A 22,200-nucleotide genomic window follows, 5' to 3' on the forward strand; every position below is an offset into this window, starting at 1 on the left:
ACCCCTGCAGACTCACCCCGGAATCTTCAGGCCCCGCTGCACGGCAGGCAGGGCCAGGAACGCCTCAAGCACTCGCTGCACGTGCTTGAACTCATCGAACCGCACCAGTTCCCGTGCGTTGTAGCGTTCCACCAGGTTGCGCACCCACGGGAAGATAGCGATGTCGGCGATGCTGTACGCATCCACCATCCATTCGCGCCCGGCCAGGTGCCGGTCGAGCACGCCCAGCAGGCGCCTGGACTCATTGACGTAACGGTCCCGCGGGCGCTTGTCCTCGTAGTCCTTGCCCGCGAAGAAATGGAAGAACCCGACCTGGCCGAACATCGGCCCGATGCCCCCCATCTGGAACATCAACCATTGGAGGGTCTGGTAGCGGGTGGCCGGGTCCTGGCTAAGCAATTGGCCGGTCTTCTCAGCCAGGTACTGCAGGATCGCGCCAGACTCGAACAACGGCAATGGCTGACCGTTCGGCCCGTTAGGGTCGAGGATGGCGGGAATCTTGTTGTTGGCGCTTAGGGAGATGAACTCAGGGCTCAGTTGGTCATCGTTGTCGAAACTGACCTTGTGCACTTCATAGGGCAGGCCGATCTCCTCCAGCATGATCGAGACCTTGACGCCGTTGGGCGTGGGCAAGGAATACAACTGCAGGCGCTCGGGATGACGCGCCGGCCATTTGCGGGTGATGGGAAAAGCGCTGAGATCGGTCATGGGCACTTCCTGAAGACGAGGAAATGACCACTGTAGGGGTAACACGGCGGTTTGACCATCGGTTGTCACTGGGGCTTTCGCCGCCATCTGTGGGAGCGGGCGAACCCGCTCCCACAAGGACTGTGCCGTGTTTCGGATGGCGCGCCCGCAGGTACGCCAGCCGTCACATCAGAACCGCGTCGGAACGCGCTCTGCCCCCTTGGAGATGATCACTTCCACACGGCGATTGAGCTGCCGGGAATGCGCATCGGCATTGGAGGCAACCGGGTATTCCTTACCATAACCGCCAGTGGTGATGCGGCCAGGCTCCACGCCCTGACGGCGCAGCGCCATCGCCACGGAAGCGGCGCGCTGTTCGGACAGTTTCTGGTTGAACGCATCGCTGCCAGTGGCATCGGTGAAACCTTCTACCAGCACCTTGCGCTCCGGGTTGTCGTTCAGGAATGCGGCCAGCTTCTGGATATCGCGGTCGCTGCTCGGACGCAATTGCGCACGACCGGTGTCGAACAGCACATCGCCGAACGTCACGACGGTGCCGCGCTCGGTCTGCTTGGACTTGAGCGATTGCAACGCCTTGAGCTGGGCAGTACGCACCTGAAGGCGTACCTCGGTGCGCTGGGCCTCGATACGCTGGAGACCGGCCTCGGCCTGACGCAGCACGATGGTCTGCTCGGCCGCCTCGATCTTGCGGTTGGCCAGGTAGGCGAGCTGCTCGACCTGCACGTCCTTGCGGTCCTTGAGCGAGACCAGCTCCGCCTTGCCCAGGGCACGATAGGCTTCCTGGGTCTCCAGGGCGGCAAGGCGGCTGGCGTCAGGCTTGCCTTGCAAAACCGAATACGCCTCGCGGGCCTCCAGAAGGCTTGGGTTTTCTGGCGTCGCGCTACAACCGGCCAACGCCAGTGCGAGCACCGAGACACAAGGCAACAGATACGATTTCGACATGGTCAGCTCCTTATTCGGCAGTCACGGCAGGCAGGGTGTCGGGTGCTTCGAGCATTTCCCGTTTGAGCACTTCGATGCCTTCGCGGGCGGCATTGAGTTGCGCCTGTGCCTTGCTCGCCTGAGCCTTGCGCTCGGCGAAGCTGGCATCGGCCTCGGCTTGTTCGGCGAGGGTGCGGACCTGAGCCATATCCTGCTGGCCCAAGGCCCGCTCCATGGCGTTGAGTTTGTCCTGGGCCGCACGCATTTCGACCGGCGCATACTGGGTCGCATCGGCGGCCACGGCACGATTGACCGCGTTACGGGTCAGCTCGATTTGTTCGGTCGGGGCGACAACACTGGCACAGCCGCCCAGGATCAGTAACAGGCCGCCCAGAGGCATGAGATTGCGGATGGATCTGGCACGCATGAAAACAACTCCTCGGTGCAAGGCGCATGGGCACGGAGCTCCCGCCGCGATCACGCACGCGTTTGCATCAGGGGATCGGAAAAGTCTCGAATGCTCAGGAGAATCTCGCCTGTGTCGGAAAGGCGAGATTGGGAGCTTTGTGTGGGATTAAGCGAACATCCAAGACCGTCGGTTGTGAAGACCAGGCCAGCCTATTCATAAACCTAGACGAGCCGCATAGGACTCAACTGACAAGCCTGTAAGGCTTTTCAACGAATTAAGGCATTGAACACTCGACAGACGGCTCAGGACCGCCTGCCGTCAGCAGCGCTCAAGACAAACCATGGGCCTTGAGCTTGAGCTTTTCGGTATCCACACGCACGAACACCGAGTCAGCCGTCACGGTTAGTACATCGCCCGCCCAGACTTCGCAGATGACACGGGTCTTGCGCCCGACCTCACCTTCAACACGCGCCTTGAGCACCAGCTCCACGCCCATCGGCGTGGGCTTGAGGTAGGTCAGGCTGAGGGTGCCAGTGACACAATCGATCCGCGGCAGGCTCCCCGCTTCGCGCCCTTCGACCCGGTAGTGATAGGCCATGGCCGTCCAGTTGGAGTGGCAATCCACTAGCATGGCCAGGAAGCCACCATAGACCAGCCCCGGCCAGCCGATGAAGCTGCTGTCGGGCGAGTGGCGACAGACCAGGTGAATTCCATCGTCATCCCAATGGCTCTTGATGTGCAGTCCGCTGGGGTGCGAGCAGCCACAGCCGTAGCAGGTACCCTCGGGGGCCGCCAGCTCCTGCTGGGAAAGTACGTGTTCGTTCATACGCGTCCTGTGCTTGTTGGTATGCGGAGAAGACGCCACCGATGGTAGCGCCCCACCCTTCCCCCGCCAACGACGAGGCTGCGCTGGCAGCCTCGTTTTGCGCTACCGATCCGTTGCCGGGGCCAGCACCGACATGCCACGCCGGCGGGCCAGGGCAATCAGCAGGATGAAGCAGGTCACCCCCGCTGTCATCAGCGTCTCGTAGCGGTAGGCATCGCTGAACAGCATGTAGCCCAGCACCATGACGATCAGCCCGATCACCAGCCATGTCAGCCAAGGGAACAACCACATCTTCAGCGCCAGTTCCGTCCCTTCGCGCTCGGCACGCGCCCGCATGCGCAATTGCGACACAGCGATCACCAGGTACACCAGCAAGGCGATGGCGCCCGTGGTGGACAACAGGAAGCCGAACACCTTGCCAGGCAACACATAGTTGACGAAGCAACCGACGAAACCTGCCAGGGTCGACAACACGACCGCCACGGTCGGCACGCCATTGCCGGAGATACGCTTGATCATCCGCGGCGCCTCGCCCCGCGCGCCCAACGAATAGAGCATGCGCGAGGCGGTGTAGAGACCGGAATTCATGCAACTGGTGACTGCCACCAGTACGACCAGGTCAACCATCAGCTTGGCGCCCGGCACATTCAGTGCCTCGAGCACGCGCTGGAAGGACCCCACCGCCTTCAGGCCCGGGTCGTTCCAGGCCACCAGCGACACCACCAGGAAGATCGAGGCGAGGTAGAAGATGGCAATGCGATACACCACCAGGTTGGTGGCGCGGCGAATCTTGTCTTTCGGGTTGGCGGTCTCGTCGGCCGCAATGGTGACGATCTCAGCGCCGAAGAACGAGAAAATCGTAATCAACACGCCGCCAAGCACTGTGCCAAAGCCGTTGGGCATGAAGCCACCGCTGGCCCACAGGTGGCTGATACCCGAGACCTCCGCCAGCGGCCAGACGCCAAACACGGCCATGCTGCAGATGCCGATGAAGGCGAGAATGGCGATCACCTTGACCAGCGCGAACCAGTACTCGAATTCACCGAAGTTCTTCACGCTGATCAGGTTGGTGGCCGACAGCACGACCATGATCAGGAACGCGAACAGCCAGGACGGCACGCCGGGGAAGTACGCATGGAGGATGTCCGCCCCGGCAATGGCTTCGACCGGGATGATCAACACCCAGAACCACCAGTACAGCCAACCGATGGTGAAGCCCGCCCAAGGCCCAATGGCCTCAGCGGCATAGGTGGAGAATGAACCACTGTTGGGGTTGGCAATCGCCATTTCGCCCAACATGCGCATCACCAGCAAGACCAGCAGGCCAGTCATGGCGTAGGAAATCAGGATCGCGGGCCCCGCGGTGGCGATGGCGTTGGAAGAACCGATGAACAGACCGGCCCCGATGATGCCGGCAATGGAAATCATGGAGACCTGACGCGAGGTCAGGCCGTGTTGCAGCGAGCGCTGTTTCTTTTGGTGTGGCGATGCCATGGGGAACCCTCGAATGGGTCGGCCGCCGCCAGCGGCGGCTGAAAAGGGAGCAGAAGGCAAAAATCGTTGCTTTCGTGTTCTTGTTGTTTTCGATCAGATCAGGCGCAGGCCCTTATCGATGCCGTGCAGTCGGACGCTGGTATTTGCCGATGGCAAATAAACATTCAGGCGCGCCGAGACGTTCGAACGCGTCGACAGTCATTGTTCTTCTCCTGTTTCAACAGCGGGTTGTCATCGTTGATGCAGGTCAGTATTAATCTAATAAGACGAAGTCAACAAACGACCTTTTCGAAGCACATGATTCCATTGCGGAATGAAATCCTTCCAAATTCACGGGGTACTCACCGCTCATGTCAAAACGCCTGATGCCTTCTTCCACCGCCCTGCAATGCTTCGAAGCGGCCGCTCGCCATCTGAGCTTCACGCGGGCGGCGCAGGAACTGCACCTGACCCAGAGCGCCGTGAGCAAGCAAGTGGCCCAACTGGAGGACATGCTGGCGCATCCGCTGTTCCAGCGAATCCGCAGGCGCCTGCAACTGACACCGGCCGGCGCGCTGTACCTGACCGAAGTGAACAAGATCCTCACCCAGATCGACATCTCCAGCCGCTACATCCTGAGCTACGGCGATGAAACCGAGGTGCTGCGCATCGCCACCCAGCCGACGTTCGGAGCCCGCTGGCTGGTGCCCAGGCTCAAGGGTTTCGGCGATCGCCACCCGCGCATCCACCTGGATATCCGCAACGAGCTGGAACCTTTCGACCTGGTGCAATCCAGGGCGGACATCGCCTTTTTCTTCGGCCAGGGCACCTGGCCTGGCGCGACGTGCATCGAACTGTTCAGCGAGGAGGTGGTGCCGGTGTGTGCGCCATCGCTACGGGCCCAACACCGCTTCGACAGCGCCGAAGCATTGACCCAGCACCGCCTGCTGCAATGCGCTTCGCGGCCTGAGGCCTGGCACGAGTGGTTCCTGGGCCTTGGGCTGCACAGCGAAAACAGCTATCACGGCCCACGTTTCGACACGTTCTACCTGTGCATCCGCGCCGCCATCGCAGGTTGCGGCATCGCCCTGATCCCGCGATACCTGGTCGCTGAAGAGCTGACCGAAGGCAAGCTGGTGGTGGCCTGGGACCACCCGGTACCCAGCAATGGCAAGCACTTCATCGCTCACGCCGAGCATGCGGCGGAGGTACCGAAGGTGCGAGCGTTCGTGCAGTGGATCCTGGAGCGAGTGGCACAGGGCGACTGAAGTTTAGTGTGGGCGCTGGCGACAGGCCGCGATGGGCTGCACAGCAAGATCGCCCGTGAAAACAAGAATTTTTGGAATGACCGCAATCGAATAATTCGTTTGCGAAATGACACTTCGCCGCGCTTGGATAATAAGAAAATCAAACCAAGGTTTGCGTGCACATGAATCAGGAAAGTATCAGCCAGTCCATTGCAATTGTTCATCCGATTACACTTTCCCATGGCCGCAATGCCGAAGTCTGGGACACCGACGGCACACGTTACATCGACTTTGTCGGCGGTATCGGCGTTCTGAACCTGGGCCATTGCAACCCGGCCGTGGTCCAGGCCATCCAGACCCAGGCCACACGCCTGACCCACTATGCATTCAATGCTGCCCCCCATGGCCCCTACCTGGCGCTGATGGAGCGTTTACAGCACTTCGTACCGGTGAGCTACCCCCTGGCGGGGATGCTCACCAACAGCGGCGCCGAGGCCGCGGAAAACGCGCTGAAAGTCGCCCGAGGCGCCACCGGCAAGCGCGCCATCGTGGCCTTCGACGGTGGTTTCCATGGTCGCACCCTGGCCACCCTCAACCTCAACGGCAAGGTCGCGCCATACAAGCAACGCGTGGGTGAATTGCCCGGGCCGGTCTACCACCTGCCCTACCCCAGCGCCGACACCGGCGTCACCTGCGAGCAGGCGCTCAAGGCGATGGACAGGCTGTTCAGTGTGGAGCTGGCGGTGGAAGACGTCGCAGCGTTCATCTTCGAGCCCGTGCAAGGCGAAGGCGGCTTCCTGGCGCTGGACCCGACCTTTGCCCAAGCATTGCGCCGCTTCTGCGACGAGCACGGCATCCTGATCATCATCGACGAGATCCAGTCTGGCTTCGGCCGCACCGGTCAGCGCTTCGCCTTCCCTCGCCTGGGCATCGAGCCTGACCTGTTGCTGTTGGCCAAGAGCATCGCCGGCGGCATGCCACTGGGCGCGGTGGTCGGCCGCAAGGCGGTCATGGACTCGCTGCCCAAGGGCGGCCTGGGTGGCACCTATTCGGGCAACCCGATCGCCTGCGCGGCGGCTTTGGCCAGCCTGGAGCAGATGACCGACGAGAATCTCGCGACCTGGGGAGAGCGCCAGGAGCAGGCCATCGTGGGCCGCTACCAGCGCTGGAAGGCCACCGGGCTGACGTCGGCGTTAGGTCGCCTGACCGGCACCGGAGCGATGCGCGGGCTGGAGCTGGTCAACACCGACGGCAGCCCCGCGCCAGCGCAGCTGGCCAAGGTACTCGAGTCGGCCCGCGCCAAAGGCCTGCTGTTGATGCCAAGCGGCAAGGCGCGGCACATCATTCGCCTGCTGGCACCGCTGACGATAGAGCCGCAGGTCCTCGAAGAAGGCCTGGATATCCTCGAACAGTGCCTCGCCGCGCTGGGCTGACGCGTTAGAGGCCCAACTCTTCGGGGGTGAGCATGTCGGACTCGAAGGCGATCCAGCCGCCTTCGAGTTCGGCATGGCCGTTGACGATCGGGCCGTAGTAGGTCAGGCCGTTCTCCAGCGTCACGCAGATGTGCGTGGCAGACTTTTCCGGCGCAGCCAGGGTGCCGACGAAGTGCACCTTCTTCAGCGTTTCGGTGACTGCTTCCAGGCCTACGCGCATGTTGGGGTTTTCCATGGCTTCGGCATCACCCCCACGGTCTTCGGCGCTGACGGTCACGGTGGCGATGTAGGGGTACTTGCTCAATCGGATTGCCTCGCAGGAAAGGGACGGCGCATCAGGCGCCAAGGGTGCGTAGGTTACGGCAGGCGATGCGCGCGCGCGAGTACCGCGCGCGCATTTGCCCAGGCAAACGGCTCGTTCACAGGCATCCGCCCGTCCCGAGACCGCGGCCCCGAAATCTGTTAGGGTGCCCGCCGATGCACGCCCCACCACACGAGGATCCCGAGTGAGCGCCGAAGAACCCCTGATCGCCGACCTGTTCGAAGTCGACAAACGCCTGAGTCTCAAGCCCGTCGTGGACTTCAACGCCTACCTGCGCAATGCCTTCGGCGAAGGCGCCTGCCGTTGCCACCGCTGCCTAGAACGGGGTGGCGACGAAAGTGGCTACAGCCACCAGCACACCTTCGCACTCGAAGGCCGTACCGTGCACCGGCGCTTCGCCAACACCGCGGGGAGCGATGTCCTGCTGGTGCTGAAGAAGGCCTGGCTGTCCTACACCAAGAACGATCTGCCACTGACTGGCGCGCTGGAGCTGGCCACCGTCAAGACGTTCACCGAAACCGCCCTGCACGAGCGTCTGCTAGCCCTGCTGCCGGCCAGCGGCCTGGCCCGCGAAACCGACGGCCAGTGGCTCTTGCAAACCCTGGCCGACTGACCCGGGCGCCTGGCCGCCGGGCTTAGCGCCCCTGGCGGCCATGCACGATGGCACGGCCTTTTTCCAGATAAGCATCCATCTCCTCACGCGGCACCATGCTGCCGCCCGTCGCCCAGACCAGGTGGGTGGCATTGGCCATGCGCCGCTCATCCAGCCCCAGACGCTGACGATAGCCTTGGTTTTCCAGCAACACCCGGCCCATGCCTGGCACTCCCGCCAGCGCCGAAGGCTCCAACGCCAGCCCTTCTAGTTGCTCCACCAGCGCCAGCAAGCGGAACAGTTCGGCATCGCTGACAGTGTAATAGCCGTCGATCAAGCGCTGCATGGCCCGGCCGACAAACCCTGAAGGCCTGCCGACCGCCAGCCCGTCGGCGGCGGTGTGATTGTCCAAGCCGAAGTCATAGACCGACACCTGCTCATGCAAACCGGTGTACACCCCCAACAGCATGCACGGCGAATGGCTGGGCTCGGCGAACAGGCAATGCACCGCATCGCCGAACGCCTGCTTCAAGCCAAAGGCCACGCCCCCTGGGCCACCGCCCACGCCACAGGGCAGATAGACGAACAGCGGGTGCTCGGCATCGACGACGATGCCCGCCGCCTGCAACTGCCCGCGCAAGCGTTCGGCCGCCACGGCATAGCCCAGGAACAGGTCGGTGGAATTTTCGTCATCGACGAAGTGGCATTTGGGATCGGTATCGGCTTCGCGCCGCCCCTGCTCGACCGCGACGCCGTAGTCGGCATCGTATTCGCGCACCTTGACGCCACAGGCCCGCAAGCGATCCTTCTTCCATTGACGGGCATCGGCGGACATGTGGACCGTCGTGCGCAACCCCAGGCGCGCGCCCATGACCCCGATGGACAACCCCAGGTTGCCGGTCGAGCCGACGGCGATGCTGTACTGGCTGAAGAAGGCCCGCGCCGCGTCGCTGTCGAGCGTTGCGTAATCATCCCCAGGCTTGAGCAGGCCGCCGGCCAGGGCCAGACCCTCGGCGTGCTTGAGCACTTCATAGATACCGCCACGGGCCTTGATCGAGCCTGAGATCGGCAGCAGGTTGTCGGCCTTGAGCCACAGCGTGCCGAGCGGCGCAATGTCGAGCTCATCGCACAAGGCGGCCTGCAGGCTGGGCAACGGCAACAATGGCGATTCGATCAACCCACCAGCGGCTTGGGTCTGCGGGAAGGCCGAGGCGATGAACGGTGCAAAACGCGTCAACCGTGCACTGGCCTCGGCGATATCGCCTGCCCCCAGCGGTACATCGCCCAACGCCTGGGCACACGGTGCGACGCGAGGATTGAACCAAGCGACCGGGGCGTGGCGCACCAGGTCGGCAATCAACGGGTGCTGCTGACACCAGGTCTGCAGCGGTACTTCGAGGGCCATGGGCGACTCCAGGCGGATCAGTAGGCAGGGCCTGGATTAGGCGGCACATGAGCCCCCCTTGGCAACCGTCGGATACTTGGCCAGGGCCCCATCAGCAGCGCCATCGTCTGCTACCTTGGGAGAACCCGCTCACCCACAGGTGAATGACCATGGCCCGCACGACTCCCATCGAGCTGTACCGCAACATCGGCATCGTCGCCCACGTGGACGCCGGCAAGACCACCACCACCGAACGCATCCTGTTCTACACCGGGGTCAACCACAAGATGGGCGAAGTTCATGACGGCGCCGCCACCATGGACTGGATGGCCCAGGAGCAGGAGCGCGGCATCACCATCACCTCGGCGGCGACCACGGCGTTCTGGCAGGGCTCGACCAAGCAATTTGCCGACAAGTACCGCTTCAACATCATCGACACCCCCGGCCACGTCGACTTCACCATCGAGGTGGAGCGCTCGCTGCGCGTGCTCGACGGCGCAGTGGTGGTGTTCAGCGGCGCCGACGGCGTCGAGCCGCAGTCCGAGACGGTCTGGCGCCAGGCCAACAAGTACCACGTGCCGCGCCTGGCCTACATCAACAAGATGGACCGCCAGGGCGCGGATTTCCTGCGGGTGGTCAAGCAGATCGACCAGCGCCTGGGCCACCACCCAGTGCCGATCCAGCTGGCCATCGGCAGCGAGGAGCACTTCGTCGGGCAGGTCGACCTGGTGAAGATGAAAGCCATCTACTGGAACGACGCCGACCAGGGCACCAGCTATCGCGAAGAGGAGATTCCCGCCGAGCTGCGCGCCCTGGCCGATGAATGGCGCGCGCACATGGTCGAAGCCGCCGCCGAAGCCAATGACGAGCTGACCATGAAGTTTCTCGAGGGTGAAGCGCTGAGCGTTGACGAAATCAAGGCCGGGCTGCGCCAGCGCACCCTGGCCAACGAGATCGTGCCGACCATCCTCGGCTCGTCCTTCAAGAACAAAGGCGTGCCACTGATGCTCGATGCCGTGATCGACTACCTGCCCGCCCCCAGCGAGATTCCCTCGATCAAGGGCGTCGACCCAGATGACGAGGAAAAGCACCTGGAGCGCCACGCCGACGACAACGAACCGTTCTCGGCTTTGGCCTTCAAGATCGCCACCGATCCGTTCGTGGGCACCTTGACGTTCGCCCGCGTCTATTCTGGCGTGCTCAGTTCCGGCGATGCCGTGCTCAACTCGGTCAAGGGCAAGAAGGAACGGGTCGGGCGCATGGTGCAGATGCACGCCAACCAGCGCGCCGAGATCAAGAACGTCTGCGCCGGCGACATCGCTGCGCTGATCGGCATGAAGGATGTCACCACCGGCGACACCCTGTGCGACATGAACAAGCCGATCATCCTCGAACGCATGGATTTTCCCGACCCGGTGATTTCCGTGGCCGTTGAGCCCAAAACCAAAGCTGACCAGGAAAAAATGGGCATTGCCCTGGGCAAGCTGGCCCAGGAGGACCCTTCGTTCCGGGTCAAGACCGACGAGGAGACCGGCCAGACGATCATCTCAGGCATGGGTGAGCTGCACCTGGACATCATCGTCGATCGCATGCGCCGCGAGTTCAACGTCGAGGCCAATATCGGCAAGCCGCAGGTGGCCTACCGCGAGAAGATCCGCAACACCTGCGAAATCGAGGGGCGCTTCATCCGCCAGTCCGGCGGTCGCGGCCAGTATGGCCACTGCTGGATCCGCTTTGCGCCGGGCGACGACGGCAAGGAAGGCCTGGAATTTATCAACGAGATCGTCGGCGGCGTGGTGCCACGTGAGTACATTCCCGCGATCCAGAAAGGCATCGAGGAGCAGATGCAAAACGGTGTGCTGGCCGGCTACCCGCTGATCAGCCTCAAGGCCGCGGTGTACGACGGCTCGTACCACGATGTGGACTCCAACGAGATGGCCTACAAGATCGCCGCGTCCATGGCCACCAAGCAACTGGCCCAGAAAGGCGGTGCCGTGCTGCTGGAGCCGGTGATGAAGGTCGAGGTGGTCACGCCCGAGGAATACCTGGGCGACATCATGGGCGACCTGAGCCGTCGGCGCGGCATGATCCAGGGTTCGGAGGACAGCCCCGCAGGCAAGGTGATCCGTGCCGAAGTGCCCCTGGGCGAGATGTTTGGCTACTCCACCGACATGCGCTCGATGACCCAGGGCCGGGCTAGTTACTCGATGGAGTTCACCAAGTATGCAGAGGCGCCGGCGAGCATCGCCGACGTCATCGTCAAGAAGAACAAGGGGGAATAACCCAGTCTCCTGGCTGTCTGATCCGACGGCTTCGCGGCTAAACCCGCCCCGCCGCCACAGCGGTGATCTCAAGAACACCGGAGAACCTGTGGCAGTGGGTTTACCCGCGAAAGCGCCGGCTCAGGCGTCAAAGCCGCTCAATGCTGCTCCCCCGCCCGCTTGAGCAGCGTCTTGCAGCGCTCGGACAGGTGCGTCACGCGCAGGTGCTTGCCGGCCTTGGCATAACGCTCACGCAAGGTCTTCAACGCCGCGATCGCCGAATAATCGACAAAGCTCAGGTGCTTGCAGTCCAGGGTCACACTGGAGGGATCCCGCGCGGGGTCGAACTGGTCGAGAAACGGCGTGGTCGAGGCGAAGAACAACGTGCCATGCACCTGGTATACCTTGCCGCCCTGATCATCCAGATGGCTGTCGGCATACAGCTCGCGGGCGTGCTGCCAGGCAAAGTTGATCGCGGCGATAACGATGCCAAACAGCACGGCGGTCGCAAGGTCGGTCAATACCGTTACCACCGTCACTGCGATAATCGCCAGCACGTCGCTGACCGGCACCTTGCGCAACACCCGAAGCGATGCCCAGGCAAAGGTCTGCTGGGCGACCACGAACATCACGCCGACCAACGCCGCCAGCGGGATACGCTCGATCAGCGGCGAGAGGAACAGCACGAACAGCAGGATCATCCCGCCCGCCACCACGCCCGACAGCCTGCCGCGGCCATTGGAGCTGAGGTTGATCACGGTCTGGCCGATCATCGCGCAACCACCCATGCCACCACACAGACCGGAGACCATGTTGGCCGCCCCCAACGCCACGCATTCGCGATCGGGGTAGCCGCGGCTTTCGGTGATCTCATCGGTGAGGTTCAAGGTCAACAGGGTTTCCAGCAGGCCGACCATCGCCATCAACACTGCATAGGGCGCGATGATCTTCAACGTCTCAAGGTTCCACGGCACCTCTGGCAGGGCCAGTTGTGGCAGGCCGCCTGCGATGTGCGCCATGTCGCCCAAGGTGCGGGTCGGCAAACCGAGCAGATAGGCCAGCAGGCCGACGCCAAGAATCGCGACCAGCGCCGGGGGCACGGCGCGGGTCAGGCGCGGCAACACGTAGACCACCAGCATGGTCAGCGCCACCAGGCTGACCATCAGGTACAGCGCCGAACCGCTGAGCCAGTGCTCGCCGTCCTTGAAGTGCTCCAACTGGGCCAGGGCAATGACGATCGCCAGGCCGTTGACGAACCCGAGCATCACCGGATACGGCACCAGGCGTACCAGTTTGCCCAGGCGCAGTACACCAAACAGGATCATCACCACCCCACCGAGCAGTACCGTGGCCAGCAGGTACTGGGCACCGTGCTGTACCACCAGGGCGACGATCACCACCGCCATGGAGCCTGCGGCGCCGGAGATCATCCCGGGACGTCCACCGAACAGCGCGGTCAAGGTACAGATGATGAAGGCGCCGTACAGGCCCATGAGGGGGTTGAGGTGGGCCACCAGGGCGAAGGCGATACACTCAGGCACCAGGGCGAAAGACGTGGTCAGGCCAGCGAGCACGTCGGCGCGAAGTCGGGCAGGTTTCATGGGGGTCCTGTGTCGTGTCCGGATCCAAAGGCGATCCGGGCTGAAAATCGAGGGGCGCGATGTTACGAGATTTGCCCGATAGCGACCACCGCCCGGCAGCTCAGCACACGTGCTCGCGACTCTGTACCGCCAGGCCCAGTGCCCGCAGCATGTCTAGGCGCGCCGAACTCTTCGACAAGTTCACTGAGGCGGCGATGTTGGCGGTGATCCCAGCATGTGATCCAGACCCAGCAGAGGCGCGACAAATTTGCCATCATGATCATTCCACCTGCGGAGATCATGGACATGCCGCTACGCCCCTTCATCACTTCTTTCCTGCTGGCCGTCAGCCTCACCGCCCAGGCGGCCACCGAGGTGCTGCCGCTGCAACATCGCACCAGCGCCGAACTGCTGCCTACCGCTCAATCATTCCTGGGCAAGGACGGCACCGTCAGCGCCTTCGAGAACAAGCTGATCGTCAACGCCAGCCCCGAACGCATCGATGACCTGCGCGCTCTGCTGCAACAGCTCGACACCGCGCCCAAGCGCCTGTTGATCAGCGTCGACAACGACGACAGCAACTTCCAGGACAACCGTGGCAACGCCCGCATCATCCATTACGGCACGAGCAACCGTGAGGGCGGGATGCAGCAGATCCAGGCCAGTGAAGGCCAGCCGGCGTTGATCCAGATCGGTCAGAGCATCCCCATCACCAGTACCAGCACCGACGGCTACGGACGCATTCAGAGCGACACTGAATACCGCAATGTCACCCAAGGTTTCTATGTCACGCCGAGCCTGAGCGGCGATACGGTTCGTCTACAAATAAGCACCAATAATGACCGAATGAGCCTTGAACGTCAGGATGTAGTAAAGGTTCAAAGCACCGACACGACCATCACCGGCAAGCTCGGCGAGTGGATTACCCTGGCCGGGTTCAATCAGCAGAGCCAAGCCGAACGCAGTGCCTCAAGCTACACCTACAGCACCCAACGGGGTGAAAACATGACATTGCGCGTCAAAGTCGACCTTCTTGACTGATCCCAGGCAATTCAAGGCCTCGACCAAAGGCCTTGAAACTGACCGAGGAGTCGCATTAGACCAAAGATGTAGTAAGCGAAAAAAACCACTACAAAACATTTGACAGGCACTTTTTCCCAAGGGCATGATGGCCTCGCTCCCGCTAATCAGAGGCCCTGGCAAGGGCCTTCGAGACGCGCTCCTCCTTACCCCTGGAGGCGTCTCGTGTCTATACGGCCCACAAGGCGGTTCGACGGGATAGTGACTGCAACGAAGAAGTTGTCCCGAGGGACGGAAGCGCATCACCGCAGCACCTGGCAGTCCTGTCGCACCGCAGCAAGGCATCCACGAGCCGACCTGCCGCCACACCTCGCCCGGCCCTGCACCCCTTCCTCTTCGAGCCGCCTTCGTACGCACTCACCTTCCGCCGGACAGGACAGCCGCCAGGCTTCTGAACCGCAGAGCACAAGCACTTACTTCAAAGACTGATGCGACGAGGTTTTACTTCCATGGCACTGACACGCGAACAGCAAATTGCAGCCCTTGAGAAAGACTGGGCCGAGAACCCGCGCTGGAAAGGCGTGACCCGTACCTATACCGCCGCCGATGTCGTCCGCCTGCGTGGTTCCCTGCAGCCGGAGCACACCTTCGCTCGCCAGGGTGCAGAGAAACTGTGGAAGCTGGTCACCGAGGGTGCCCACCCGTCCTTCCGCCCTGAAAAAGATTTCGTCAACTGCATGGGCGCCCTGACCGGCGGCCAGGCAGTCCAGCAGGTCAAGGCCGGCATCCAGGCCATCTACCTGTCTGGCTGGCAGGTGGCCGCCGACAACAACTCGGCCGAGTCCATGTACCCTGACCAGTCGCTGTACCCGGTCGACTCGGTTCCGACCGTGGTCAAGCGCATCAACAACGCCTTCCGCCGCGCCGACCAGATCCAGTGGAAAGCAGGCAAGAACCCAGGCGATGAAGGCTACATCGACTACTTCGCACCGATCGTGGCAGACGCCGAAGCCGGTTTCGGCGGCGTGCTGAACGCCTACGAACTGATGAAGAACATGATCGAGGCAGGCGCTGCTGGCGTTCACTTCGAAGACCAGCTGGCCTCGGTGAAAAAATGCGGCCACATGGGCGGCAAAGTACTGGTCCCAACCCAGGAAGCCGTGCAAAAACTCGTTGCTGCCCGCCTGGCTGCGGACGTCGCTGGCGTACCGACCATCATCCTGGCCCGTACCGACGCCAACGCCGCAGACCTGCTGACCAGCGATTGCGACCCGTACGATCAGCCGTTCGTGATCGGCGAGCGCACCCGCGAAGGCTTCTACAAAGTCCGCGCCGGCCTCGACCAGGCCATCGCCCGCGGCCTGGCCTATGCCCCGTACGCTGACCTGATCTGGTGTGAAACCGCCAAGCCGGACCTGGAAGAAGCTCGCCGCTTCGCCGAGGCGATCAAGAAGGAGTACCCGGACCAGATCCTGTCGTACAACTGCTCGCCATCCTTCAACTGGAAGAAGAACCTGGACGACGCCACCATCGCCAAGTTCCAGCGCGAACTGTCGGCCATGGGCTACAAGCACCAATTCATCACCCTGGCAGGCATCCACAACATGTGGCACGGCATGTTCAACCTGGCGCACGACTACGCCCGCAACGACATGACCGCCTACGTCAAGCTGCAGGAGCAGGAGTTCGCTGACGCCAGCAAAGGCTATACCTTCGTGGCGCACCAGCAGGAAGTCGGCACGGGCTACTTCGACGACATGACCACCGTGATCCAGGGTGGCGCTTCGTCGGTGACCGCTCTGACCGGCTCGACCGAGGAAGAGCAGTTCCACTGAGTGTAACGCCCTCGAACGAGGCCCGACCCTGCCAAGGTGTCGGGCCTTCTTCTTTATTCGGGGCCTCAAACCTGTTCCTACGGGCACTTCCGATTACCGCGTAGGAACCGGCTTAGCCCTCAGCGCTCGCAGCACCGCGGACAACATGGGTCTATGCTTGTGGCTACCCAGCAGCAAGGACCCCCCATGCCCCGTCCAAGCCACCTGATCATCATCGCCCTCACGGCCGCCGCCCTCTATATATATGCATTGGCCAGCGACAACACTCCGCTCGCTTTGCTGACCAAGCCATTGCCGGTACTGGCGTTGATTGCCTGGCTCTGCAGCGCCCCTGCCACGCCCTACACGCGCTGGATCAACATCGGCCTCGGCTTTTCGGTACTGGGCGATATCATCCTCGCCATTCCACGCGACTGGTTCGTTTTCGGCCTGGCAGCATTCTTCTGCGCACACCTGGCCTACCTGCATGCCTATTGCCGCATCACACGGCGCCCCGCCCTGGCCCCACTGGCGGTGTGCGTACCGCTCACCTTCGCGCTGTTCGCACTGCTGGCCAGCCACGGCCTGGGGTCCTTACTGATACCCGTGGCGCTCTATGCCCTGGCGATTGGCACAATGCTCTGGCGCGCCCTCGCCTGCGGCGGGCTGGCTGCAATCGGGGCCGGCCTGTTCGTGTTCTCCGACAGCCTGATCGGCATCGACCGCTTCGTCAGCCCGTTCGCCGCAGCCCAGTTTCTGGTCATCCTCGCCTACTGGCTGGGCCAATGGGCGATTGCCGCGTCAGCTCATCGCGACTCAATCGATAAACTGTTGATTCAGAGCGGTGCAAGACGCGATCCCAGCTGCTAGAACGAGAGGCTTTCTTATTTGCAAGATGCGCGCTGGAAAAACGAACTTAGCAAGCGTCAGGCCAGGTTTAAAACAGCACACCAGAACAAATGATATTAATTATCATTACAGAGACAAAAGGTCGTTACATCGTACAAGAAACATAATTAACAAAAGCGCGTGGAATGCCCGAAGCTCAAGGGTTTCAGCCATTTACGAGATTTTTTTGTTCTTAATCCTACGAATAAATTTGCCACAGAAATTTTACTTGCACCGGGTTTACCCATAAAATCAGCCCGATTGATTCAGCTGCGACATTTGGTCACTGCAACCGCGACACGCGTCGCCGCTCTACTTATTTCAGACTGCAGAGCTGGGTCTCTGTATAAGGATTTCTAGCATGTCCGATTCGGTAGGACTCATCGCCCACAACTGGGGCTTTGCCATCTTCCTCCTGGGTGTCGTCGGCCTGTGTGCCTTCATGCTCGGCCTCTCCAGCCTGCTCGGTAGCAAGGCTTGGGGTCGCGCCAAGAACGAACCCTTCGAATCCGGCATGCTGCCCGTCGGCAGTGCCCGTCTGCGCCTGTCCGCCAAATTCTATCTGGTCGCGATGCTATTCGTGATCTTCGATATCGAAGCCCTCTTCCTGTATGCATGGTCTGTGTCCGTCCGCGAAAGCGGCTGGACCGGATTCGTCGAAGCACTCGTTTTCATTGCAATTCTGTTGGCTGGTCTTGTCTACCTATGGCGCGTCGGGGCGCTCGATTGGGCTCCCGAAGGTCGCCGCAAGCGGCAAGCGAAGCTGAAACAATGAGGCTTTGGCATGCAATACAATCTCACCAGAATCGATCCGGATGCGCCCAACGAGCAGTACCCGGTCGGTGAACGGGAAACCGTCACCGATCAACTGCTAGAGGACCAGGTCCACAAGAACATCTTCATGGGCAAGCTCGAAGATGTGCTGCGTGGCGCGGTCAACTGGGGTCGCAAGAACTCCCTCTGGCCGTACAACTTCGGCCTGTCCTGCTGCTACGTGGAAATGACCACGGCCTTCACGGCGCCCCATGACATCGCCCGCTTCGGCGCCGAAGTCATCCGGGCCTCGCCGCGTCAGGCCGACTTCATGGTCGTCGCCGGCACCTGCTTCATCAAGATGGCGCCGATCATTCAGCGCCTCTACGAGCAGATGCTCGAACCCAAGTGGGTGATCTCCATGGGCTCGTGCGCCAACTCCGGCGGTATGTACGACATTTACTCGGTCGTTCAGGGGGTCGACAAGTTCCTCCCCGTGGATGTCTACGTGCCTGGCTGCCCGCCTCGCCCCGAAGCCTTCCTGCAGGGCCTGATGCTGTTGCAGGAGTCGATCGGCCAGGAGCGACGCCCGCTTTCCTGGGTTGTCGGTGATCAAGGCATTTACCGTGCCGAGATGCCCGCCCAGAAAGACCTGCGTCGTGAACAGCGCATCCAGGTCACCAACCTGCGCAGCCCCGACGAAGTCTGATCCAGCGACATGCCGCCCGCTCCGGAAGGAGCCGGCGGCCTGGCTTCATTCTCTACGTTGACTCAAAGCGACCGAGACCATGACAGCGGACACCGCTATTTATATTCCGCCTTACAAGGCTGACGACCAGGATGTGGTCGTCGAACTGCACAACCGTTTTGGCGCAGACGCATTCGTCGCCCAGGAAACCCGCACCGGCATGCCGGTCCTGTGGGTGAACCGCGCCCAGCTCAAAGACGTCCTCTCCTTCCTGCGCAACGTTGCCAAGCCGTACAGCATGCTGTTCGACCTGCACGGTGTGGACGAGCGCCTGCGTACCCAGCGCCGCGGCTTGCCGGCCGCCGACTTCAGCGTGTTCTACCACCTGCTGTCGGTCGAGCGAAACAGCGACGTGATGATCAAGGTGGCCTTGAGCGAAGGCGACCTGAACCTGCCGTCGGTCACTGGCATATGGCCCAACGCCAACTGGTACGAGCGTGAAGTCTGGGACATGTTCGGCATCGACTTCGCCGGCCATCCGCACTTGTCGCGCATCCTCATGCCACCGACCTGGGAAGGCCACCCGCTGCGCAAGGACTTCCCGGCGCGCGCCACCGAATTCGATCCTTACAGCCTGAACCTGGCCAAGCAGCAGCTTGAAGAGGAATCGGCACGCTTCAACCCCGAAGCCTGGGGCATGAAGCGTCACGGCGCCAACGAGGACTACATGTTCCTCAACCTGGGCCCCAACCACCCTTCGGCTCACGGTGCCTTCCGTATCGTCCTGCAACTGGACGGCGAAGAGATCGTCGACTGCGTTCCGGACATCGGCTACCACCACCGTGGCGCCGAGAAGATGGCCGAGCGCCAGTCCTGGCACAGCTTCATCCCCTACACCGACCGTATCGACTACCTCGGTGGGGTAATGAACAACCTGCCGTACGTCCTGGCCGTCGAGAAGCTGGCCGGCATCAAGGTGCCGCAGAAGGTCGACACCATTCGCGTCATGCTGGCCGAGTTCTTCCGGATCACCAGCCACCTGCTGTTCCTGGGTACCTACATCCAGGACGTTGGGGCCATGACCCCGGTATTCTTCACCTTTACCGACCGCCAGCGGGCCTACACCGTGATCGAGGCGATCACCGGTTTCCGTCTGCACCCGGCCTGGTACCGCATCGGTGGCGTCGCCCACGACCTGCCGCGCGGCTGGGACAAGCTGGTCAAGGACTTCGTCGAGTGGCTGCCCAAGCGCCTGGACGAGTACGAAAAGGCCGCGCTCAAGAACAGCATCCTCAAGGGGCGTACTATCGGCGTCGCCGCGTACAACACCCAGGAAGCGCTGTCGTGGGGTACCACCGGTGCCGGCCTGCGTGCTACCGGTTGCGACTTCGACCTGCGTAAAGCCCGCCCCTACTCCGGCTACGAGAACTTCGAGTTCGAAGTACCGCTGGCCCACAACGGCGATGCCTACGATCGCTGCATGGTCCGCGTCGAGGAGATGCGCCAGAGTATCCGCATCATCGACCAGTGCCTGCGCAACATGCCGGAAGGCCCGTACAAGGCGGATCACCCGCTGACCACGCCGCCGCCGAAAGAGCGCACCCTGCAGCACATCGAGACCCTGATCACCCACTTCCTGCAAGTCTCGTGGGGCCCGGTCATGCCGGCCAACGAGTCGTTCCAGATGATCGAGGCGACCAAGGGCATCAACAGTTACTACCTGACGAGCGATGGCGGCACCATGAGCTACCGCACCCGGATCCGTACCCCGAGCTACCCGCACCTGCAGCAGATCCCATCGGTGATCAAAGGCAGCATGGTCGCGGACCTCATCGCGTACCTGGGCAGTATCGACTTCGTTATGGCTGACGTGGACCGCTAAGCATGAACAGCACGCTTATCCAAACCGACCGTTTCGTCCTGAGCGAAACCGAGCGCTCGGCCATCGAGCATGAGATGCACCACTACGAGGATCCGCGCGCGGCGTCCATCGAAGCCCTGAAGATCGTTCAGAAAGAACGTGGCTGGGTGCCGGACGGCGCCATCTACGCCATCGGCGAAGTGCTGGGCATCCCGGCCAGCGACGTCGAAGGCGTAGCCACCTTCTACAGCCAGATCTTCCGCCAGCCGGTCGGTCGCCACATCATTCGCGTCTGCGACAGCATGGTCTGCTACATCGGTGGCCACGAGTCGGTGGTCAGCCAGATCCAGAGCGAACTGGGCATCGGCCTGGGCCAGACCACTGCCGATGGCCGCTTCACCCTGCTGCCGGTCTGCTGCCTGGGCAACTGCGACAAGGCCCCGGCGCTGATGATCGACGACGACACCTTTGGCGACGTGCAACCTGCCGGCGTTGCCAAACTGCTGGAGGGTTACGTATGACCATCACTTCCTTCGGCCCGGCCAACCGCATCGCGCGTTCGGCTGAAACCCACCCGCTGACCTGGCGCCTGCGCGACGACGGCGAGCCGATCTGGCTCGAAGAGTACCAGGCCAAGAACGGCTACGCCGCCGCCCGCAAGGCGCTGGCGCAAATGTCTGCGGATGATATCGTCCAAAGCGTCAAGGACTCCGGCCTCAAGGGCCGTGGCGGCGCTGGCTTCCCCACTGGCGTTAAGTGGGGCCTGATGCCCAAGGACGAGTCCATGAACATCCGCTACCTGCTGTGCAACGCGGACGAAATGGAGCCCAACACCTGGAAGGACCGCATGCTGATGGAGCAACAGCCCCATCTGCTGGTCGAGGGGATGCTGATCAGCGCCCGCGCCCTGAAAGCCTACCGCGGCTATATCTTCCTGCGTGGCGAATACACCACCGCGGCCAAGAACCTCAACCGCGCCATCGAGGAAGCCAAGGCCGCAGGCCTTCTGGGCAAGAACATCCTCGGCAGCGGTTTTGACTTCGAACTGTTCGTGCACACCGGTGCCGGCCGTTACATCTGCGGTGAAGAGACCGCACTGATCAACTCCCTGGAAGGCCGCCGCGCCAACCCACGCTCCAAGCCGCCCTTCCCTGCCGCCGTCGGCGTGTGGGGCAAGCCGACCTGCGTGAACAACGTCGAGACCCTGTGCAACGTTCCGGCCATCGTCGCCAACGGCAACGACTGGTACAAGTCGCTGGCCCGCGAAGGCAGCGAAGACCACGGCACCAAGCTGATGGGCTTCTCCGGCAAGGTGAAGAACCCTGGCCTGTGGGAACTGCCGTTCGGCGTCACCGCCCGCGAGCTGTTCGAGGACTACGCCGGCGGCATGCGCGACGGCTACAAGCTCAAGTGCTGGCAGCCAGGCGGCGCCGGTACCGGCTTCCTGCTGCCCGAGCACCTCGACGCCCAGATGTATGCCGGTGGCATCGCCAAGGTCGGCACCCGTATGGGTACGGGCCTGGCCATGGCAGTCGACGACAGCATCAACATGGTCTCGCTGCTGCGCAACATGGAAGAGTTCTTCGCCCGTGAATCGTGCGGCTGGTGCACCCCGTGCCGTGACGGCCTGCCATGGAGCGTGAAGATGTTGCGCGCCCTGGAGAAAGGCCAAGGCCGCGCCGAGGACATCGAGACGCTGCTGGGGCTGGTCAACTTCCTTGGCCCAGGCCGTACCTTCTGTGCTCACGCACCGGGTGCCGTCGAGCCTCTGGGCAGTGCCATCAAGTATTTCCGGTCCGAGTTCGAGGCCGGTGTCGCCCCAGCCAGCGCTGGCGACGCCCTGCGCCCGAACCTGGCCAAGCCGATACCGACCGGGCCGGTCGTGGTCGGCGCATAACAAGATGAATCGCGGATGGTCCGTGTCATCCGCCAGCCTGCAGGCCGGCCCGAACGATTCGTGGCTGGCCGCAGGCTCACCGATTTCCATTAGCCACGCCTGCTCACGCGGGCCAACGAAGAA

The 22,200-nt window shown here is 62.4% G+C and carries 20 protein-coding genes; 12 read left to right on the forward strand and 8 right to left on the reverse strand.

What is annotated here, in order from left to right:
- Positions 1-12: 12 nt before the first annotated feature.
- The 5 genes from ABOA88_RS07945 to ABOA88_RS07965 form a co-directional block, all read right to left on the reverse strand.
- Entirely contained in the window at positions 13-708 is a 696-nt protein-coding gene (locus ABOA88_RS07945; protein WP_367851892.1) for a glutathione S-transferase N-terminal domain-containing protein, read from the reverse strand.
- A 168-nt stretch (positions 709-876) separates the two neighbouring features.
- Positions 877-1,650, reverse strand: coding sequence for an OmpA family protein (locus ABOA88_RS07950; protein ID WP_196170430.1), 774 nt, complete (start codon positions 1,648-1,650; stop codon positions 877-879).
- A gap of 10 nt (positions 1,651-1,660) precedes the next feature.
- Positions 1,661-2,056, reverse strand: a complete 396-nt coding sequence (locus ABOA88_RS07955) for a DUF4398 domain-containing protein (RefSeq protein WP_196170431.1) — start codon at positions 2,054-2,056, stop codon at positions 1,661-1,663.
- Between the two features lie 310 nt (positions 2,057-2,366).
- Complete coding sequence (locus ABOA88_RS07960) at positions 2,367-2,864, reverse strand: PaaI family thioesterase (RefSeq protein ID WP_196170432.1); 498 nt, start codon at positions 2,862-2,864, stop codon at positions 2,367-2,369.
- Between the two features lie 102 nt (positions 2,865-2,966).
- Positions 2,967-4,358 (reverse strand): amino acid permease, encoded by a 1,392-nt coding sequence (locus ABOA88_RS07965; protein WP_367851893.1) that lies wholly within the window; start codon positions 4,356-4,358, stop codon positions 2,967-2,969.
- A 350-nt stretch (positions 4,359-4,708) separates the two neighbouring features.
- On the opposite strand from ABOA88_RS07965, the gene gcvA reads away from it, so the two are divergent.
- The gene (gene gcvA / locus ABOA88_RS07970) at positions 4,709-5,605 is read left to right on the forward strand and encodes a transcriptional regulator GcvA (protein ID WP_196170434.1); all 897 of its coding nucleotides are present in this window, start codon (positions 4,709-4,711) and stop codon (positions 5,603-5,605) included.
- A 161-nt stretch (positions 5,606-5,766) separates the two neighbouring features.
- On the forward strand, positions 5,767-7,017 hold the full coding sequence (locus ABOA88_RS07975) for a 2-aminoadipate transaminase (RefSeq protein WP_367851894.1): 1,251 nt from the start codon (positions 5,767-5,769) through the stop codon (positions 7,015-7,017).
- Between the two features lie 4 nt (positions 7,018-7,021).
- Here ABOA88_RS07975 and ABOA88_RS07980 read toward each other — a convergent pair whose 3' ends face one another.
- Complete coding sequence (locus ABOA88_RS07980) at positions 7,022-7,321, reverse strand: hypothetical protein (RefSeq protein ID WP_043209175.1); 300 nt, start codon at positions 7,319-7,321, stop codon at positions 7,022-7,024.
- A gap of 202 nt (positions 7,322-7,523) precedes the next feature.
- Between ABOA88_RS07980 and ABOA88_RS07985 the strand changes: the two genes are divergently transcribed.
- The gene (locus tag ABOA88_RS07985; RefSeq protein WP_196170436.1) at positions 7,524-7,952 is read left to right on the forward strand and encodes a hypothetical protein; all 429 of its coding nucleotides are present in this window, start codon (positions 7,524-7,526) and stop codon (positions 7,950-7,952) included.
- Positions 7,953-7,974: 22 nt separating this feature from the next.
- Here the strand turns inward: ABOA88_RS07985 and dsdA are convergent, their stop codons facing one another.
- Positions 7,975-9,336 carry a D-serine ammonia-lyase gene (dsdA, locus tag ABOA88_RS07990; protein WP_367851895.1) on the reverse strand — a complete coding sequence of 454 codons (1,362 nt, stop codon included), beginning with the start codon at positions 9,334-9,336 and terminating at the stop codon, positions 7,975-7,977.
- A 149-nt stretch (positions 9,337-9,485) separates the two neighbouring features.
- Here dsdA and fusA point away from each other — a divergent pair, with 149 nt between their 5' ends.
- Positions 9,486-11,597, forward strand: a complete 2,112-nt coding sequence (gene fusA / locus ABOA88_RS07995; RefSeq protein WP_196170438.1) for an elongation factor G — start codon at positions 9,486-9,488, stop codon at positions 11,595-11,597.
- A gap of 137 nt (positions 11,598-11,734) precedes the next feature.
- Here the strand turns inward: fusA and ABOA88_RS08000 are convergent, their stop codons facing one another.
- A complete protein-coding gene (locus ABOA88_RS08000; RefSeq protein WP_196170439.1) occupies positions 11,735-13,177 on the reverse strand; it encodes a SulP family inorganic anion transporter in 1,443 nt (480 codons plus the stop codon).
- A gap of 255 nt (positions 13,178-13,432) precedes the next feature.
- On the opposite strand from ABOA88_RS08000, the gene ABOA88_RS08005 reads away from it, so the two are divergent.
- The 8 genes from ABOA88_RS08005 to nuoF all read left to right on the forward strand — a co-directional run bounded on the left by ABOA88_RS08005 (position 13,433) and on the right by nuoF (position 22,077).
- Positions 13,433-14,197, forward strand: coding sequence for a secretin N-terminal domain-containing protein (locus ABOA88_RS08005; RefSeq protein WP_196170440.1), 765 nt, complete (start codon positions 13,433-13,435; stop codon positions 14,195-14,197).
- Between the two features lie 488 nt (positions 14,198-14,685).
- A complete protein-coding gene (gene aceA, locus ABOA88_RS08010; RefSeq protein ID WP_043209162.1) occupies positions 14,686-16,011 on the forward strand; it encodes an isocitrate lyase in 1,326 nt (441 codons plus the stop codon).
- Positions 16,012-16,197: 186 nt separating this feature from the next.
- Positions 16,198-16,860 carry a lysoplasmalogenase gene (locus ABOA88_RS08015; protein ID WP_196170441.1) on the forward strand — a complete coding sequence of 221 codons (663 nt, stop codon included), beginning with the start codon at positions 16,198-16,200 and terminating at the stop codon, positions 16,858-16,860.
- Between the two features lie 379 nt (positions 16,861-17,239).
- The gene (locus ABOA88_RS08020; RefSeq protein ID WP_043209159.1) at positions 17,240-17,653 is read left to right on the forward strand and encodes an NADH-quinone oxidoreductase subunit A; all 414 of its coding nucleotides are present in this window, start codon (positions 17,240-17,242) and stop codon (positions 17,651-17,653) included.
- A gap of 9 nt (positions 17,654-17,662) precedes the next feature.
- Positions 17,663-18,340, forward strand: a complete 678-nt coding sequence (locus ABOA88_RS08025) for a NuoB/complex I 20 kDa subunit family protein (protein ID WP_043209157.1) — start codon at positions 17,663-17,665, stop codon at positions 18,338-18,340.
- A 79-nt stretch (positions 18,341-18,419) separates the two neighbouring features.
- Positions 18,420-20,201 carry an NADH-quinone oxidoreductase subunit C/D gene (gene nuoC / locus ABOA88_RS08030; protein WP_043209154.1) on the forward strand — a complete coding sequence of 594 codons (1,782 nt, stop codon included), beginning with the start codon at positions 18,420-18,422 and terminating at the stop codon, positions 20,199-20,201.
- Positions 20,202-20,203: 2 nt separating this feature from the next.
- Positions 20,204-20,701 carry an NADH-quinone oxidoreductase subunit NuoE gene (gene nuoE / locus ABOA88_RS08035; protein ID WP_084859167.1) on the forward strand — a complete coding sequence of 166 codons (498 nt, stop codon included), beginning with the start codon at positions 20,204-20,206 and terminating at the stop codon, positions 20,699-20,701.
- Positions 20,698-22,077 (forward strand): NADH-quinone oxidoreductase subunit NuoF, encoded by a 1,380-nt coding sequence (gene nuoF / locus ABOA88_RS08040; RefSeq protein WP_043209150.1) that lies wholly within the window; start codon positions 20,698-20,700, stop codon positions 22,075-22,077. Before nuoE ends, nuoF begins: the two co-directional genes overlap by 4 nt.
- Positions 22,078-22,200 lie beyond the last annotated feature (123 nt).

Origin of the sequence: Pseudomonas sp. PKS (assembly GCF_051913525.1) — a bacterium.
Classification (GTDB): Bacteria; Pseudomonadota; Gammaproteobacteria; order Pseudomonadales; family Pseudomonadaceae; genus Aquipseudomonas; species Aquipseudomonas guariconensis_D.